The organism is Campylobacter sp. JMF_06 NA1 (genome assembly GCF_027737785.1).
Lineage (GTDB): Bacteria > Campylobacterota > Campylobacteria > Campylobacterales > Campylobacteraceae > Campylobacter_B.
In genome coordinates, this window is record NZ_JAOVUA010000002.1 from 1 (window position 1) to 17,263 (window position 17,263).

Below are 17,263 nucleotides of genomic sequence, written 5' to 3' on the forward strand. Positions count from 1 at the left end.
CCTCCCCCTTACCAACCCCCACCCCTGTAAAACCTTAGAAGTGGCTAAATTTAAAGCTTCGCTTTAAATTTAGCTGGTTTTATTTTAACTGAAATGCTTCGCATTTCTCGCAATGACACAAAATTTTACGCTCATAGCTTGCGCTACATTTTTTACAATGACAGATTTGGTGTCAAATTTAGCTGTTTTTACCCAAAAATTCTAAAATTTCTCTCTCTAAAATTTTGCTTGGGGCGTGTATTTTGCCCTCAAACTGCGATTTATTAAATGTGCGCTGGCGTTTGGCGAGCTGGCGCGTGTGTATTGTGATGAGTTCCTCGCAACTAGCCCTTGAAATTTCGCCCCGCAAATACTCCCCGCACTCCTTCAAACCCACGCAGGATAGGGATTTGCACTCATATCCATATCGCTCAAACAAAAATTTCGCCTCGTCTAAAATTCCCGCTTCAAACATTTTTTTGGTTCGAAGCGCGATTCGCTCGTTGATTTCGTCCTTTTCGCGCAAAATTTCAAAAATTTTGAGATTTTTTATCACGGGCTGGGCAGTATTTTTATGCAAAAATTCGCTTGGAATTTCGCCAGTAGCGACATAAATGCTATACCATTTGCGCAGTCTAAATGTATCAAATGCGCTAAATTTGGCGCAAAACTCACTATCAATTTTTTGCGCAAGCGCGAAAATTTCGCTATTTTGCGGGAAAATTTGAGCGTCTGGGATTTTGGGCGCAAGGCCTGAGAGCATGGATTTTAGGTAAAATCCGCTTCCGCCTGTGATGATGAGTGGAATTTGCGATTGCGCGGCAAATTCGCGCGCTTTTTCGTATTCTTTGATAAACTCGCCCACGCTAAAATATTCGTTTGGTTCTATCAAATTTATCCCAAAATACGGCACCTGCGCTAGCTCGTCTTTGCTAGGTTTTGCGCTAGCGATGTCGATTAGCTTATAGACACAAAGTGCGTCGAGGCTTAAAATCACAGCGCCTGTTTTTAGGGCGATTTTGTGCGCTAAATCCGTCTTTCCGCTGGCTGTCGTGCCAATGAGTGCAAGTTGTAAAATTTCGCTCAAATTTTGCCTTTTATTAAATTTTGGGGCTAATTTTAGCAAATTTAAGATAGAAAAATTTAATTATAAATAGATTTTTTGCCAAATTTTTGCTAAAATACCGCCCGAAATAAGGGAATTTATGGAAAAATTTAAACAAATTTTAAAAGATATCAACGAATTAATAGTTTTCAAACACTCGGTTTTTGCCCTGCCGTTTATTTTCGTGGCGATGATAACAGCCTCAAAGGCGCAAAATGGCTCAATGTGGTTTGGCTTTGGACTTTTTGTTTTGGGTATTTTGTGCGCCGTGAGTGCTAGAAGCTTCGCAATGGCCGTAAATCGCTATTTGGACGAAGAAATCGACCGAAACAACCCCCGTTGTGCTTCAAGACCTAGTGTCGATGGGCGAATAGGTCGCAAAAATTTGCTTGCATTTATTATAGCAAACGCCGTGATTTTCGTGTTTGTGGCGTATTTGATAAACAGTCTTGCTTTTGCGCTTAGCGTGCCGATTTTGCTCGCACTTGGCTCGTATTCGTATTTCAAGCGATTTAGCGAAACTGCGCATTTAATGCTAGGTCTTTGCCTAGGCCTTGCGCCGATTGCCGGAAATATCGCAGTAACAGGCGCGATTTCGATTTGGTCTGTGGTGCTGTGCCTGGGCGTGGTGTTTTGGGTAGGTGGATTTGATGTGCTCTACTCGCTCCAAGATATGGAGTATGACAGGCAAAATGGGCTATTTAGCATACCTTCGCGTTATGGCAAAGAGGCTTCGATGTTCATTTCGAAGCTTTTTCACGCAATTTGTGTGATTTTTTGGTTTTTATACTGCGCGCTGGCAAATTTAGGCACATTTGCCTATATCGGAGTGGCTGTGTGTGCGCTGATTTTATACAAAGAGCATAAAATCGTCGAAAAAGATTTTAGCAAAATCGATAGAGCGTTTTTTACTTTAAACGGATATTTGGGTATTATATTCTTTATATTTGTTTGGATAAGTTTGTTTTAAGGAGATAAAGTGGATTTAAATATGCTTATTATTTTGGGACTTTGTGTAGTTATAGTTTTGATTTTAATCGTTATGTTTATCAAGGACAAACAGACAGATAAAAAATTCGAACGCTTCGATCAGGTCATCACCGATAGCATGCAAGAAAACTATATGTTAAAGAAAAAGCTCGAAGAACTTCACGCTATAATTGAGGGTGAGGGCAAAGGCGTAGCCAGCCTAGATATCAACGCAGTCGCTGATGTCATCGATGAGGTGATCGAGCAAAGACTAAGCGGGGTTTCAGCTTTGGTCGATACTAGGGTCGAGGCGCAAATCCGCCCGCTTTTAGAGCAGTTAAAAGAGCTACTTGTAAGCGTGAAAAAATAAACCAATCAATATAAAAATAAAATTTTGCAAAAAGAATTTTATTTATATATAATCGCTGAAATTTAGAAATTTAAGGTTTATAATGCTAATCGACAAATTTGGTAGAAATATTAATTATTTGCGAATTTCAGTTACCCAAAAGTGTAATTTCAGGTGCCGTTATTGCATGCCAAACACCCCATTTGAGTGGGTGCCTAGGGAAAATCTTCTAAGCTTTGAGGAGATGTTTAGCTTCGTCAAGGTTGCAATTGATAAAGGCATAGAAAAGATCCGTATCACAGGCGGTGAGCCACTAATCAGGCGCGATATAGCAAAATTTGTCAAAATGATAAGCGATTATGCGCCAAGTATCGATTTGGCCCTTACCACAAACGGATATTATCTCAAAAATTACGCCAAAGATTTAGCGGATGCTGGGCTAAAACGCATAAATATGTCGCTTGACTCACTTCGCCCAGAGCGCGCCAAATACATCGCTCAAAAGGGCGTTTTATACAATGTCTTAGAAGGGCTTGAAGCAGCACTGGAAGTGGGGCTGAAAGTCAAACTAAACACCGTCGTTTTGCGTGGGATTAATGACGATGAAATTTGCCATTTAATCGAATTTGCCAGAGAAAAAGGGGTGCAAATTCGCTTTATAGAGTTTATGGAAAACACTCACGCGCAAAATTTAAAAGGCGTGAAATCAAATGAAATTTTAAAAATTATCGGCGAAAAATACCAAATTTCACCACTTCAAAAGCAAGCCACCTCCCCAGCTTCGCTTTATGCGTTAGATGACGGCTACACTTTTGGCATAATTGATCCGCACAAACACGATTTTTGCGCTAGTTGCAATAGGCTAAGACTGAGCGCAGAGGGGCATTTGATACCGTGTTTGTATTTCGAGGACGCCCTAAGCATAAAAGAGGCTGTGCGCGCCGGCGACATCGCAAAAGCTAGCGAAATTTTAGCGCAGGTCTTAGAAAACAAACCAGAAAAAAATCGCTGGGAAATCGGCGCTCAAAACGAAATTTCAAGCCGTGCATTTTACCAAACCGGTGGTTGAGATTGCGCCTAGTAGAGAGCTTTTTAAGTATCCAAGGCGAGGGCAAATACTCAGGCAGGCTTGCGCTGTTTATGCGCTTTGCGGGGTGTAATCTAAAATGCGCTGGATTTGGCGCGAGCGCGCGCTCAATTAAAACTGGCGAAATTTTGGTTGGGTGTGATACGATTCGCGCGGTGCAGACGGGGCATTTTGAGAGTGAAGAAATCACTAGCGCAAACCAACTTTTTTTAAAATTTTATGAGCAATTGCCAGAGAAAAAATATAAAAATGCTATCGTCGTCATAACTGGTGGCGAGCCACTTTTGCACCACAAAAACGAAATTTTTATCGAATTTATCCAAAATTTACAAAGGTTAAATTTCGAGGTGCATTTTGAAACAAACGGCACGATTTTAATCGATTTTGAAAAATTCCCGTTTTATAAAGATTGCGTTTTTGCTATCTCGCCGAAGCTTTCAAACTCGCTTGAACCGCGCGAAAAACGGCTAAATTTCGAGGCTTTAAAAGCGATTAAAAAAAATGCAAAAGATAGCTTTTATAAATTTGTAATTTCGCCTGAATTTGACGCCGAGGCCGAAATTTGCGAAATTTTAGCAGAATGCGATAACGAGGTTTTTTGTATGCCTCTTGGCGCAAACAAGGCGGAGTTGGAGCAAAACGCAGAATTTGTCGCTAAATTTTGCATAAAAAATGGTTATAATTACTCCGATAGAGCGCATATTAGAATTTGGAACGATAAGGAAAGTGTATGATAATCAGAAAAATGTATGAGTTCGAAAACGCTCATATAGTGCGCTTTTGCGGGTCGCAAAGGTGCAGACAGAGTATCCATGGGCACTCGTATAAATGCGAGGTTTTATTAAGCTCAAATTACCTTGATAATGCCGGCATGGTCTATGATTTTGGCTATATGAAGCTTGGGATTAGGGATATAATCGATAGTTTCGACCATGCTACGACGATATTTTCTGGCGAGAGCGACGAATACAAAAACGATTTGAAAAAATACAGCGCGCGCTGGATAGAGATCCCGCAAAATGCGAGCGCGGAGCAGTTTGCGAGAATATTTTTTATATTAATTCGCAGACTTTTAGAACTAAGCGAAATGAAAAACGGCGAGCGCGGAGTAAGGCTTCATAGCGTCATCGTGCATGAGACTTCCACGGGCTATGCGCAGTGCTTCGAAGAAGACGCTGATAACGAAAATATGGGCAAAATCGAGCTAGAAGATATTAAATTTTCCCCTGGCGTAATGGCTGAGTGGAGGGATAAAAAAATGTTTGAAAAGCTCGTAAATGGCGTGAATTTTAGCTACGAAAAGGATTGCTAATGAGAGCGAAAATTTTGGGTATTTTTGCGGTTTTAGCACTTTTTACGGGGTGCAAAGAAGAGGAAGAAAAGGTGCTAGAAAAGCCGCCTGTATCTAGCGAGGTGCCTAGTGATGTGAGCATCGCAAACCCTGACCCGCTCCCGCAAATCAACCCGCAACTCCCGCCAGAACCAGTGGTAGAGTAATGGAGTATATGTTTGCTAGCGCGCTAGGCTTTCATAAATTTTTCGCCTTTGTCTTTGGCGTGCTTACGATTGTGTATTTTGCTCTAACGCGCCTTAAAATCGATAAAAACATTAAATTTTACACTTTAAATTCAGCCGAGAAAAACGGCGTCGTGAAATTTCCTGCTTTGCGAAATTTAAGGGGGATAAAAGCGCGCAAAAAGCTTTTTAATGGGCGAAAATATTTAGCTAGAATTCGCAAATTTTTGCCCGTGTATTACGCTGTTTTGGCAGCGATTGTAACAACTGGGGCTGTAATGTTGCCAGTAATGGCTAGCGTGAGCGTGAGCGTGGGGCTAATGTGCGTGGGCGCAGTGTGCATAATGGGGCTGTGCGCGGTGGGATACAAACGCCTTAAACGCGCATTTTTGGGGCAAAAATTTGAAATTTACCGCGCGCAAATAGGTAAAATTTTGGGCGCAATTTTTGCGATAATTTTGATAGTGAGTTTTATATAATGGTATTTTTTTATGATAAAAACGCAGGAAGCGAAATTTTAGAAATTTCGGGTGAAAATTTTTCTCATTTGCGCGCTAGACGCCTTAGCGTGGGCGATAGAGTGGATTTTAGAAATTTGCGCGATGAGAGCAATTATATCTATGAAATTACCGAGATTTCGCGCAAAACCGCGGTAGCGAATTTGGTTTTTAAAAACTCCGTTATCGCGCCAAAGCACGAATTTTGCCTTGCTTGGGCGGTGGTCGAGCCAAGCGTAATCGAAAAAACACTTCCTAGCTTAAATGAAATGGGCGTGGCAAAAATCATTTTCGTTTATAGCGATTTTTCGCAAAAAAATATTAGGCTGGATTTGGAGCGCATGGGGCGAATTTTGATAAATTCGTCGTGTCAGTGCGGGCGAAATTCTATCATAGAGCTTGAAATTTTATCTAGCTCGGACGAGCTTTTGGCTAAATATCCAAATTCGGTTTTGATTGACTTTGAGGGCAAAAGTTTGGAGATTTTTGATAAAAACGAGATTCCTTTTATAGGCCCAGAGGGTGGATTTTCCGAAAATGAACGCAAAAAATTTAGCAAATCTTACGAGCTAAATTTACCATATATTTTGCGCTCAAATACCGCGATAATGACTGCTTGCGCAAGGCTTATTTTCTAAAAAAGTCAAATTTGATTTTTTAAAAATTTTATTGTATAATCGCGACCTTTTAAAATTTGCAAGGAGTTAAAATGAAAAAAGATATTCACCCAAATTATGTTGAAACAACCGTAACTTGCGCTTGTGGCAACACTTTTAAAACACGCTCAAACAAAGAAGAAATCCGTGTAGATATCTGCTCAAACTGCCACCCATTTTTCACAGGTAGCGAAAAAATCGTAGATAGCGCGGGTCGTGTTGAGAAATTCAAACAAAAATACGGAATGAAATAATTGCTTTATTTCGTTCCTACGCCGATAGGAAATCTCGCTGACATTTCAACCCATGCCCTTGAAATACTCACCAAATGCGAGATTTTTATCTGCGAGGACACAAGATTTAGTAAAAAACTTCTAAACTTACTTAGCGAAAAATATCAAATAAATTTCGGTCAAAAAGAATTTTATTCGCTTCACACGCACAACGAAAGCGAATTTTTCGCCAAATTTGACACCTCAAATTTCACCCAAAAAAATTGCGCATTTTTAAGCGACGCTGGCATGCCTTGCATTAGCGATCCAGGGATTGCGCTTGTGAAATTTGCCCAAAATAACGGCATTGAATACGAAATTTTAAGCGGGGCAAACGCGCTTTTGCTAGCAGTCGCGGCTAGCGGGATAGTGGAAAAGGAATTTTGCTTTTTAGGCTTTTTGCCAAATACTGGCAAAGAGCGCAAAATCGCCATAGAAAACATGCTCAAAAACCCCTATCCATGCGTGATTTACGAATCGCCAAAGCGAATTTTAAGCCTTGTTTGCGGTATCGAAAATTTAGACGAAAATCGCCAAATTTTCGCCATAAAAGAGGCGAGTAAAAAGTTTGAAACCAAATTTTTTGGCAGCGCAAAAGAGTTAGCCCTCGCCCTAAAAACCGCGAATTTAAACGGCGAGTGGGCTGTGGTGGTAGCTGGTGCAAAAGAGGCAAATTTCGAAAAAATCACCGAAAACGACATTAAAAGCCTTGAAATTTCACCCAAAATCAAGGCAAAATTGCTTGCCAAAATCACTGGAAAATCTGTCAAAGAAATCTACAACGATTTGATAAAATAAGGCATCTCTTAACCATTTTTTGCTAAAATCGCAAAATGATTATTTACGGAAAACAATTATTTTTACATATTTTAGAACACCATAGCGAAAAATTTGTTCGCATTATGCTTGCTAAGGAGTGCGAGAGCGATATTTTTCGCCGTATTGCGCGCACTGGCGTCAAAGTCGAGCGCGTAGATAGCAAAAAAGCCCAAGCTTTGGCGCATGGTGGCAATCATCAAGGTTTTTTAGCCGAGGTTAGCGAGTTTGAATTCGCTGAGTTTGCGAGTGTGAAAAACGATGAATTTTTGGTCGTTTTATATGGGCTGACCGATGTAGGAAACATCGGCGCGATTATGCGCACGGCTTACGCTTTGGGCGCAAATAGCGTGATAATTGTCGCAAATAATCTAAACATCGAAGGCATTTTAAGGGCTAGTTCGGGTGCTGCGTATGAGCTAAATGTAGTTAGGCTCGCTGACGGGCTTAGTGCGCTAAACGAGCTAAAACAATCTGGGTTTGAAATCTGCGCTGCTAGTGCGGACGGAGAGAATTTCAAAGAGCTTAAATTTGCCAAAAAAAGGGCGCTTGTCATGGGTAACGAGGGGTTTGGAATCCCTGCAAAAGTGCTTAAAAAATGCGATAAAAAAGTATCGATCAAAATGCGCGAGGGCTGGGATTCGTTAAATGTAAGCGCCGCTTTTGCGATACTTTGTGATAGGATTTTAAATGGATGAGAAGGAAAAAAAAGATCTAGATTTAGAGCGTTTGCGAGGCATGGATTTAGGCGAGGTCGCCAATGTAACGCATATCGAAGTGGAAAATTTAAAAGCGATTTTAGATAAAGATTTTCAAAAACTTGCGAATTTCAATGTCGCTGGATATATCAAAATTTTAGAGCGCGAATTTGGACTGGATTTGAGCGAGTGGTTGAGCGAGTTTAGGGCTGCAAAGGCTAGTTTCGAACCAAACAAAAGAGCTCATGTCGAAAAGGTCTATGCGCGTGCAAGCGGTAGCAAAAGAGAGGGTGGAGGCTGGATAATATGGCTAGTGGCGATATTTTTGATAATCGCTGCGATTTTTTATTTCGAGCTTCATAAGAAATTTAACGAATTTTTAGGCTCTGCGCTAAATGAAGAGAGCAGTACCACATACTCCGATAATAGCGTGGTTAGCGATACGCAAAAACAGCTAGAAAATGTAGGCATCAAGCCTTATGAATCGCCGCGCGCGTTGGAATTTAACGCTAGTGCTTATAGCGCCAGCGATTACAACGCAAGTGCGCCAAATGCGCTAGATCGAAGCATACAAATCATCAAAGCAGAGGCTAATGCAAGCGACGCAAACGCAAGTGATAGCAATGCTAGCGATAATAACACAAGCGCGAAATTTAGCCCAAGCGACGAGCTTAAACTCACACCGCATGTTAAAATTTGGCTAGGAATAATAAATTTAACTACCGGCAAAAAACGAGAATTTGTCACAACCGAAAGCTATACGCTAAGTGCTAGCGACGAGCTTTTGATCGCTACTGGGCATGGTATGTTTGACATAGGAAAGCCAGGCGATCCAGTGAAATTTAGCGAGAAAAACACAATCAAACTCCACATCAAAAACGGCGAAATAAACAAAATTTCAAACGAAGAGTTTATTCGGCTAAATAAGGGTAAAAAGTGGTAAAAATCGTTTTCGCGCTCGCGTTTTGTTTGGGGCTGGCTTTTTGTGCGAGCCCTAGCGAAATTTTGGCGCGTTACGATATCAACGCAAGTGAAGATTTGAGCGATAAAAACGGCTTTGCCGACCTTGCAAAGATAAGCAAAATTTTAGAAAAAAACCAAATTTTAAATTTTACTCCAAGCGATAGGGCGCGCGGGATTGAGATAAAATTTCTTACGAAGCAAAATTCAAAATTTCTTTTAAAACCGCTAAATTTGGTCTTTGACAGGCTAAATTTAGAGAATTACAAAAATTTAGCTTTTCTAAATTTAGACGAGGGCGAAAAGCTAAGAAGCATACTTTTGCGCACAAACCGTATGATCGATCCAGGCGCGATTTATACTGAGCTTAAAAAGCATAAAATTTATGTCGAGGATTTTATGATTTTAGGCGATGTAATGCTGTTTCGTCTGAATTTTGAGAGTATGAATTTACTCACAAACAAAGAACAAAACGAGCTAAAAAGTAGCTATTTTATAAATATCGCAAACACCAAAAAAGCAGTTGTTAAAACCAAAGGCGCGCAGGTTTGGTATCCAAACATAGCCTTTTATGACAAAAATTTAGACGAAATTTCAAATAAAATCAGTGAGGCAAAAGTAAAAGAGTTGGAGATTAAATTCCCGCCAAATGCGCATTATATGCACCTTTGCGACGCATTTGCTGGGGAAAATATCAAACAAGGCTTAGAAATCAAACTTATAGGAGGATGAGATGTTTGACGAGATTAGATTTGGCAAAATCGAGCGATTGCCTAATTATGTTTTTGCTGAGGTCAATGCGATTAAAATGGCAGCACGCCACAAGGGCGATGATATAATCGATTTTTCTATGGGTAACCCAGACGGCCGCACGCCACAGCACATCATCGACAAGCTTTGCGAAAGCGCGCAAAAGGACAAAACTCACGGATATAGCGTAAGTCAGGGCATTTACAAACTTCGCTTGGCATGTGCTAACTGGTATAAGCGCAAATACGGCGTCATGCTTGATCCAGATAGCGAAATCGTCGCGACAATGGGCTCGAAAGAGGGTTTTGTGCATTTAACAAGCGCGATAATCAACCCTGGAGATGTAGCCGTAGTCCCAGATCCTGCCTATCCGATCCACACCCAAGCCTTCATTATCGCAGGCGGAAATGTGGTGAAAATCCCTTTGCCCTATGATACGCAAACTTTGGAATTTGACGAGAATAAATTTTTCATAGAGCTTCAAAAAACATTTGACGAGAGTATTCCTAGACCAAAATATGTCGTGGTAAATTTCCCACACAATCCAACAACCGTAACCGTCGAAAAGAGCTTTTATGAGCGTCTTGTAGCAATGGCAAAAAAAGAGAGATTTTATATCATCAGCGATATAGCTTACGCTGAGATTAGCTTCGATGGATACAAAACTCCAAGTATCTTTGAAGTCGATGGTGCCAAAGATGTCGCAGTTGAGGCATACACACTATCGAAAACTTACAATATGGCTGGCTGGCGCGTGGGTTTTGTATGCGGAAACAAACGCCTAGTTGCCGCGCTTAAAAAGATAAAATCGTGGTTTGATTATGGTATGTTTACCCCAGTCCAAGTCGCCGCTACAATCGCGCTTGATGGCCCGCAAGAGTGCATTGACGAGATAAGGGCTACTTATCAAAAACGAAGAGATGTCTTGCTAGAAGCCTTTGGCAACGCAGGCTGGGAGATTGCGACCCCACAAGCTAGCATGTTTGCATGGGCAAAACTGCCTCCACAATGCGCTGGATTAAAGAGCATGGAGTTTTCAAAACAGCTTCTAACACAGGCTTGCGTGGCTGTTAGCCCTGGAATTGGCTTTGGAAGTGCGGGAGATGATTATGTGCGAATCGCCTTTATCGAAAACGAAAATAGAATCCGCCAAGCAGCGCGAAATATCAAAAAATATCTTAAAGAGGTCAAATGAGAGTAGCGATTTTAGGCGTCGGAACCGTCGGTAACGAGGTAGCAAACATACTCATCGAAAACGAAAAGTTAATCACTGCGCGCGCTGGGGTTAAAATCGAGCCAGTTATCGGCGTGGTGCGAGATCTAAGCAAAAAGCGCAGTGCCAAAATCTCGCTAAGCGATGATTTAAATTCAGTCATAAACCGCGATGATATCGATGTTTTTGTCGAACTCATGGGCGGGGTCGAAAAGCCTTATGAGATAGTTAGTGAAATTTTAAAACGCAAAAAGGCTGTCGTTACCGCAAATAAGGCACTTTTGGCTTATCATAGATATGAGCTTGAAAATTTAGCCGGCTCCACGCCTTTTGGTTACGAAGCTAGCGTAGCTGGTGGAATTCCGATAATCAAGGCTTTGCGTGAGGGTTTAAGTGCGAATAAAATCGAAAAAATCATTGGTATATTAAACGGCACTAGCAATTATATTCTCACAAATATGATGCAAAAAAACGAAAATTTTGAAGACGCGCTAAAAAAGGCGCAAGAGCTAGGTTATGCTGAGGCTGATCCGACCTTCGATATAGGCGGATTTGACGCAGCACACAAACTGCTAATCCTAGCTAGCATTGCTTATGGGGCGCAAGGTAGGCCTGAGGATATTTTGATTAAAGGTATTGATAGGATTAGCAAAGAAGATATATATTTCGCGCACGAATTTGAGTATGTAATCAAGCTTTTGGCGATTGCAAAACGCATTGACGAAAGCCGTGTCGAGCTTCGTGTCCATCCAGCCCTAATCCCGCAAAACGCAATGCTTTCTAAGGTCGGTGGGGCGATGAACGGCGTGAGCGTTTTTGGGGATTGTATGAGCGAGAGTATGTTTTATGGCCCAGGAGCTGGTGGCAGGGCTACGGCAAGTGCAGTTATAAGCGATTTAATCGATATAGCTCGCGGTAACAAAAGCCCGATTTTAGGCTATAAAAAAGAGCTTGAAAATGATTTTGTGATTTCGCCTATGAGTGAAATTCGCACGAAGTATTATTTGCGAATTCGTGTTAAAGACGAAAAGGGCGTTTTGGCTAAAATCACAAATATATTAAGCGAAAACAACCTCTCAATTGATAGCTTTTTGCAAAAACCAAAGCAAAAAACCGAAGAGTGCGTTACGCTGTTTTTCACCACTCACACGAGCTTAGAGGCCGATGTCAAGCGCGCTATGGGCGAGTTAGACGCGCAGGAGTTTATCATACAGCGACCATTTATGATTAGAATCGAAGAGTAATGGGGCTAAAAAATTATCTCTTTGGATTTTCTGCCGAGGATAGGGCTGCTGGGTGGTTAGAGCAGAATAAATTTAAGATAATCGCGCGAAATTTTCACTCACGATTTGGCGAGATTGATATCATCGCGAGCAAAGATGAAATTTTGCATTTTATCGAGGTTAAGGCGACTAGTGGCGATTACTGCGCTGCTAGCCGTGTAACGCCTGCGAAGATGAGCAAAATTTTAAAGGCGATTGATTATTACATTTTGACAAATGAAATTTGCGATGATTGGCAGATTGATTTAATTGAAATTTATCCGCAACGGATAAATTTTATCAATAATATTTCATTATAACCCAAATTTTTACCTTTCATTAATATTGTAAAACTATAATAGTCCGATTTTCAACCAAATTTATTTAAAGGAGAATTTATGGGAAAATATATCGAACTTACATCTGCAAATTTCAAAGATGTAGTAGGCGAGGGTGTTGCGTTAGTTGATTTCTGGGCTCCATGGTGCGGACCATGCCGTATGATTGCCCCTGTCATCGACGAGCTAGCAAACGAGTTTGAGGGTAAAGCTAAAATTTGCAAGGTAAATACCGATGAGGCGCAAGATTTGGCAGTAGAATTTGGCGTTCGCTCGATCCCAACTATGCTATTTTTCAAAAACGGCGAAGTTGCAGCTCAACTAATCGGCGCGCAATCAAAACAAGTAATCACTGATAAAATCAACTCATTACTTTAAAATTTAAGGGCGAAAGCCCTTTTTATTTTTCACTGAAATTTAGCCCTAAATTTGATTAAAAAATAAAACAAAGGAGAAAAAATGTTAGATTTAGCAATCATCGGTGGCGGTCCAGCTGGGCTAAGTGCGGGACTTTACGCCACAAGGGGCGGACTTAAAAATGTCGTAATGTATGAAATGGGTATGCCAGGTGGGCAAATCACAAGTAGCTCTGAAATGGAAAACTACCCTGGCGTAGCGACCGTGATGGACGGCATGAGCTTTATGGCGCCATGGCAGGAGCAGTGCTTTCGCTTCGGGCTCAAACACGAAATGATAAGCGTCGAGCGTATCAAAAAGGACGAAGACGGCGCATTTAGCATATTTTTAGAGGGTGGCAAAACCGCTCGTGCCAAGGCTGTAATCGTAGCCACTGGCTCGAAACCTCGCAGAGCAGGGGTCAAGGGCGAGGACGAGTTTTTCGGACGCGGGGTTAGCACATGCGCTACTTGCGACGGATTTTTCTATAAAAACAAAGAAGTAGCGGTCCTTGGCGGTGGAAATACTGCGCTCGAAGAGGCGCTGTATCTAGCAAATATCTGCTCGAAAGTCTATCTAATCCACAGAAGAGACGGCTTCCGCGCTACGCCAAACACTATCGAAAAGGTCAAAAATAACGAAAAAATCGAGCTTATCACAAATGCAATCGTCGATGAGATCAAAGGCGATAATAGCGGAGTAACGGGTATCGTCGTTAGCGATAAAAACACAGGCGCAAAAAGAGAATTGAGCCTGCCCGGGATTTTTACCTTCGTGGGGCTTGATGTGCGAAACAGCGTGTTAAGGGACGAAAACGGCGATTTTATCTGCAATATGAACGACGAGGGCAAGGTTGTGGTAAATCTAAAAATGCAAACAAGCCTGCCAGGTCTTTTTGCGGCGGGTGATTTGCGCATAGATGCGCCAAAACAGGTCGTTTGTGCAGCCGCAGACGGCGCGACAGCCGCCCTTGGCGTGATTTCATACTTAGAACACTCAAATTAATCAAATTTTAAATTCTTAAATTTCAAATCCCAGCCACACCTTGTGGTTGGGGTTTATGTAAATTTAAAATTTTTCAAAAATACTAAGTTTAAATTTTAAATTCGTATAAAATTTGCAGAATTGTGAATTTTGGAAAATTTTGCGCTAAGAATTTGAAATTTTGAAATTTAAATTTTGGCGAGAGAGTGAGGGAATCGAACCCCCCAGAAAGCGGTCAACCGCCCTCTTATCGGATTTGAAGTCCGCAGACGCCACCAGGTCATCATCCTCTCCAAAACTCGCCATTATAGCAGGCTAAATTTGATTTTAGATTAAATTTTTAACCTAGATTTGCTCATTAAGAGTGAAGGCAGGATTATGAGCGCGCCAAGCAACAAAAGCGCCATTACAAGGCAGATCAAAAGCCCAAAATAAATCGTCGGCCAAAAATTGCTTATCATCATAACGCTAAATCCCAGAATTATCGCAAACGAAGTGTAATACATCGCATACCCGATACTAGCATGGCTTGCGCGGATTGCTTCTGCACTATCTTGCGTGCGCGCGAACTCGCGTCGGAAGCGAAATAGATAGTGTATGACATCATCTACGCCGATACCGATACTAATCGCGGCAATCGTAATACTCATAATATCTAGCGGAATGCCCAAAATCCCCATTATCCCAAAGCATACGCAAAGCGGGATTAGATTTACCACAATCGCGATAAATGCGTAGCTTAGCGAGCGGAAAATCAAGCAAAACAGCACAAACAAAACCCCAACCGTAATGCCAAGCGTGCCGATTTGCGAGCTCATTAGGGTTTGGAGCATGTTGTTATAAAGCACCATTATACCGCTTACCTGCGCGCTTACGCCGTCATTTGCGAGCAATTTATTTAAATCATTTTGCAAATTTTGCAAAAATTCATTTCTGCGCAAATTTGGATCGCTATCAATCGTGCGAACGCTAAAATGCGCCTCATTTTCTTCTATGCTGACATAGGGCGAAAGCACCATTTCTCGGTAGTTTTCAGGCAGTTCGGAGTAAATTAGCGCTAGCATTAAATCATCTAGCTCCTCGCCCGAGTTTATCTCGCGCCCGACTTGCAAAAGCGAGCTTAGAGAGCTTACTTGCCCGATAAATTTGTGATCGCTAATGTTTTGGTCTTTTAAAAATGCGTGAGTTTTATTGATAATGCGCATTTTTTGGGAGCTAAACCAGTATTTTGGGTCGTTTTCGTTCGCGGCGTATTCAGCCTCGAATTCGTCCATTTCCTCGCTTGGCGCGCTCTGCGATTTTGGGAATTTTATCACGATATCGAGTGGAATCGTGCCACCGAGCTTGGTGTCGATGACCTCCATACCGGCATAAATCGGGGTATTTTCCTTAAAATATCCGATAAAGCTGTTTTCCACACGCAATTTGCTAATCCCAAAAATCCCAGCCAAAACAGCTAGCGCGCAAACTGCGTAAATTTTGCCTCTGTGATTTAGGGCTAAATTCGCACAAAAATGGGTGAAGCGAAACTGCTTCTCAAAACTGCGATTATTGTGTGTGCGCTTAGATATGCTCATCACCGCGCCAAAGAGGCAAAACACCACGACTAGCGAGCACGCAATTCCCACGCTCATCATAATTCCTAGCGAAATTACAGGCTTAATATCGCAAAAGATTAGCGACATAAATCCCACAATCGTGGTAAAAATCGCAAAAAAGCATGGCATAGCCCGCTCGCGCAAGACCGCATATACTAGCTGGCGTTGCGAAAAGCTAGGAAATCTGGCGCTGTATTCGCGGTAAGCTACGATTAGGTGGATACACACAGAAACCGTGATGATTAGCACAAGGGCAATGAAATTCGAGCTAATTACGGTGATTTCAAAGCCCAAAAGCCCAAAAAGCCCGCTACTAATCATTACCGAGTAAGCGCAAATGATAAGTGGAAGCACGATGAATTTCGCCTGCCTAAAAAAGAGCCAAAAGCACGCTAGCAAGAGCACCAGCGCGCCCACGCCATAAGTGCTAAGATCATTTCTTACATAGCTTATCATATCATCGGCTATCATATTTATACCGCCCAAAAACAGCCGCTCGCTAGGGTGCGCGCTAGAAAATTCGGTGATTATGGCTCGAAGGTTTTGTAAATTTTCGTGGTCTTTGATACGAAGTTCATCTCTGTAAGCTTTGAAATTTTGCTCGGCAAGTTTTAAATTTTGCTTTAAATTTGAAATTTCGGAATTCGCCAAATTTGATTTTTTTGCCAAATTTAGGGCGTTTTTCGCACTATCTCGCGCACGAAGTAGCTCTTCGTATTTTTTCTCTGGCTTTAAATTTATCAAAATTCCAGTCGTGCCAAAATCCGCGCTGACTAAATTTGAAGCGTAAAATGGGCTAGTTAGTAGCTCTTTTTTAGCAGCGGCTAGGTCGATATCTGCGTCTTTTAGCGTGGGGATATGTTTTAAAAGCTCGCTCAAATCGCCCTTTTTGTTTAACAAAAGTGGCACATTTCCCAAATCCACCACGCTATCAACGAAATCTAGCGCGCTAAATTTGGCGTTAAGCTCTGCTATGTTTGATAGCGTCTGTTTGCTTAGCAAGTCTTGCGAGGGCGTGTATGCCACGACGAAAAAATTCGGCGTAGCATACCTCGCGCTAACTTCGCGCCAAATCTCTAAATCCTTGTCGTTTTCTAAAAGCAGGGTTTGGCTAGAAGCGTCGATTTGCAGGTGCGTGCAAAAATAACCAAAAAAGAGCGCAAGAGCGCTAAACAGCGCTAAAACACTCTTTGGAAATTTGACAATTAAGCGAAAAATGCGTTTCAAGCGTTATTTGCCACTTTCGATTACGGTCGCATTAAGGCGTTTTAATAGCTCGTCAAAGCCCAAATTTTGCGCGACATCGCCAAATTGTGAGCGATATGTTTGGATTAGGCTAACGCCCACGATATCGACATCGTAAATGCGCCAATCGCCGTTATTTGGGAAAAATTTAAAATCTATTGCGTAGTTTTTATCCTCGCCGATGATTTGCGTTTTTAGCACCCGTCTTTTTTCGCTTGGAGCTTCTTTGCTTAAAATTTTCATATCTTGGTCGGTATAAAGCGAGAGTTTATCAATAAATGAGCGTTTCAAATGCGCCTCATAAGCTTTGTTAAACTCGGCGATTTGGGCGTCTGAAAGGTTCGCATAATGCTTGGCAAGGGATAGTTTTGCCATTTGTTTATAGTCGAAATACTCATCAAATAGGGCGAAAATTTTGGCTGGTTTAGCGTCCTTTGCGAGCGCGCCGTCCCTCATAATCGAAACTGCTGTGGCGACCTTTTGGCTCATTACTGGCTCGATATCAGCGTCGCTAATAGCGTGTGAAAAACTAAAAAGCAAAAACGCCAAAGTTAAAATTTTAAAAAATTTCATT

The 17,263-nt window shown here is 41.7% G+C and carries 21 protein-coding genes and 1 tRNA gene; 18 read left to right on the plus strand and 4 right to left on the minus strand.

Annotation, left to right across the window (positions count from 1 at the left end; genetic code table 11):
* Window positions 1–178: 178 nt before the first annotated feature.
* A complete protein-coding gene (gene miaA, locus OFO07_RS02670; protein ID WP_270871063.1) occupies window positions 179–1,057 on the minus strand; it encodes a tRNA (adenosine(37)-N6)-dimethylallyltransferase MiaA in 879 nt (292 codons plus the stop codon).
* Window positions 1,058–1,184: 127 nt separating this feature from the next.
* Here miaA and mqnP point away from each other — a divergent pair, with 127 nt between their 5' ends.
* The 18 genes from mqnP (at window position 1,185) to trxB (ending at window position 13,867) form a co-directional block, all read left to right on the plus strand.
* Window positions 1,185–2,054 carry a menaquinone biosynthesis prenyltransferase MqnP gene (mqnP, locus tag OFO07_RS02675; RefSeq protein ID WP_270870851.1) on the plus strand — a complete coding sequence of 290 codons (870 nt, stop codon included), beginning with the start codon at window positions 1,185–1,187 and terminating at the stop codon, window positions 2,052–2,054.
* Between the two features lie 9 nt (window positions 2,055–2,063).
* On the plus strand, window positions 2,064–2,423 hold the full coding sequence (locus OFO07_RS02680; protein ID WP_270870852.1) for a hypothetical protein: 360 nt from the start codon (window positions 2,064–2,066) through the stop codon (window positions 2,421–2,423).
* Between the two features lie 82 nt (window positions 2,424–2,505).
* Complete coding sequence (gene moaA, locus OFO07_RS02685; RefSeq protein ID WP_270865852.1) at window positions 2,506–3,471, plus strand: GTP 3',8-cyclase MoaA; 966 nt, start codon at window positions 2,506–2,508, stop codon at window positions 3,469–3,471.
* Window positions 3,472–3,473: 2 nt separating this feature from the next.
* Window positions 3,474–4,223, plus strand: coding sequence for a 7-carboxy-7-deazaguanine synthase QueE (locus OFO07_RS02690; protein ID WP_270871064.1), 750 nt, complete (start codon window positions 3,474–3,476; stop codon window positions 4,221–4,223).
* Entirely contained in the window at window positions 4,220–4,801 is a 582-nt protein-coding gene (locus tag OFO07_RS02695) for a 6-pyruvoyl trahydropterin synthase family protein (RefSeq protein WP_270870853.1), read from the plus strand. The genes OFO07_RS02690 and OFO07_RS02695 overlap by 4 nt, the downstream gene beginning before the upstream one ends.
* Window positions 4,801–4,986, plus strand: coding sequence for a hypothetical protein (locus OFO07_RS02700; RefSeq protein WP_270858431.1), 186 nt, complete (start codon window positions 4,801–4,803; stop codon window positions 4,984–4,986). Before OFO07_RS02695 ends, OFO07_RS02700 begins: the two co-directional genes overlap by 1 nt.
* The gene (locus OFO07_RS02705) at window positions 4,986–5,483 is read left to right on the plus strand and encodes a hypothetical protein (protein ID WP_270870854.1); all 498 of its coding nucleotides are present in this window, start codon (window positions 4,986–4,988) and stop codon (window positions 5,481–5,483) included. Before OFO07_RS02700 ends, OFO07_RS02705 begins: the two co-directional genes overlap by 1 nt.
* Window positions 5,483–6,139, plus strand: coding sequence for a 16S rRNA (uracil(1498)-N(3))-methyltransferase (locus OFO07_RS02710; protein WP_270870855.1), 657 nt, complete (start codon window positions 5,483–5,485; stop codon window positions 6,137–6,139). Before OFO07_RS02705 ends, OFO07_RS02710 begins: the two co-directional genes overlap by 1 nt.
* A 71-nt stretch (window positions 6,140–6,210) precedes the next feature.
* Window positions 6,211–6,411 carry a 50S ribosomal protein L31 gene (gene rpmE, locus OFO07_RS02715; RefSeq protein WP_270858428.1) on the plus strand — a complete coding sequence of 67 codons (201 nt, stop codon included), beginning with the start codon at window positions 6,211–6,213 and terminating at the stop codon, window positions 6,409–6,411.
* Window positions 6,412–7,227 (plus strand): 16S rRNA (cytidine(1402)-2'-O)-methyltransferase, encoded by an 816-nt coding sequence (gene rsmI / locus OFO07_RS02720; protein WP_270870856.1) that lies wholly within the window; start codon window positions 6,412–6,414, stop codon window positions 7,225–7,227.
* 35 nt (window positions 7,228–7,262) lie between these two features.
* Window positions 7,263–7,943 carry a 23S rRNA (guanosine(2251)-2'-O)-methyltransferase RlmB gene (gene rlmB / locus OFO07_RS02725; RefSeq protein WP_270864809.1) on the plus strand — a complete coding sequence of 227 codons (681 nt, stop codon included), beginning with the start codon at window positions 7,263–7,265 and terminating at the stop codon, window positions 7,941–7,943.
* Window positions 7,936–8,886, plus strand: a complete 951-nt coding sequence (locus tag OFO07_RS02730) for a hypothetical protein (RefSeq protein ID WP_270870857.1) — start codon at window positions 7,936–7,938, stop codon at window positions 8,884–8,886. Before rlmB ends, OFO07_RS02730 begins: the two co-directional genes overlap by 8 nt.
* Entirely contained in the window at window positions 8,880–9,635 is a 756-nt protein-coding gene (locus OFO07_RS02735) for a hypothetical protein (protein ID WP_270870858.1), read from the plus strand. Before OFO07_RS02730 ends, OFO07_RS02735 begins: the two co-directional genes overlap by 7 nt.
* A gap of 1 nt (window position 9,636) precedes the next feature.
* A complete protein-coding gene (locus tag OFO07_RS02740) occupies window positions 9,637–10,848 on the plus strand; it encodes an LL-diaminopimelate aminotransferase (protein ID WP_270862213.1) in 1,212 nt (403 codons plus the stop codon).
* Complete coding sequence (locus tag OFO07_RS02745; protein ID WP_270870859.1) at window positions 10,845–12,110, plus strand: homoserine dehydrogenase; 1,266 nt, start codon at window positions 10,845–10,847, stop codon at window positions 12,108–12,110. The genes OFO07_RS02740 and OFO07_RS02745 overlap by 4 nt, the downstream gene beginning before the upstream one ends.
* Window positions 12,110–12,448 carry a YraN family protein gene (locus OFO07_RS02750; RefSeq protein WP_270864814.1) on the plus strand — a complete coding sequence of 113 codons (339 nt, stop codon included), beginning with the start codon at window positions 12,110–12,112 and terminating at the stop codon, window positions 12,446–12,448. The genes OFO07_RS02745 and OFO07_RS02750 overlap by 1 nt, the downstream gene beginning before the upstream one ends.
* 78 nt (window positions 12,449–12,526) lie before the next feature.
* Window positions 12,527–12,844 (plus strand): thioredoxin, encoded by a 318-nt coding sequence (trxA, locus tag OFO07_RS02755; RefSeq protein WP_270862210.1) that lies wholly within the window; start codon window positions 12,527–12,529, stop codon window positions 12,842–12,844.
* Window positions 12,845–12,925: 81 nt separating this feature from the next.
* Window positions 12,926–13,867, plus strand: coding sequence for a thioredoxin-disulfide reductase (trxB, locus tag OFO07_RS02760; RefSeq protein WP_270862209.1), 942 nt, complete (start codon window positions 12,926–12,928; stop codon window positions 13,865–13,867).
* A 175-nt stretch (window positions 13,868–14,042) separates the two neighbouring features.
* Here trxB and OFO07_RS02765 read toward each other — a convergent pair.
* From OFO07_RS02765 to OFO07_RS02775, 3 genes are all read right to left on the minus strand, one after another.
* A tRNA-Sec gene (locus tag OFO07_RS02765) sits at window positions 14,043–14,140 on the minus strand.
* 38 nt (window positions 14,141–14,178) lie between these two features.
* Window positions 14,179–16,671, minus strand: coding sequence for an efflux RND transporter permease subunit (locus tag OFO07_RS02770; protein ID WP_270870860.1), 2,493 nt, complete (start codon window positions 16,669–16,671; stop codon window positions 14,179–14,181).
* 3 nt (window positions 16,672–16,674) lie between these two features.
* Window positions 16,675–17,262, minus strand: a complete 588-nt coding sequence (locus OFO07_RS02775) for a Tgt2/MlaC family protein (protein WP_270870861.1) — start codon at window positions 17,260–17,262, stop codon at window positions 16,675–16,677.
* Between the last annotated feature and the right edge of the window lies 1 nt (window position 17,263).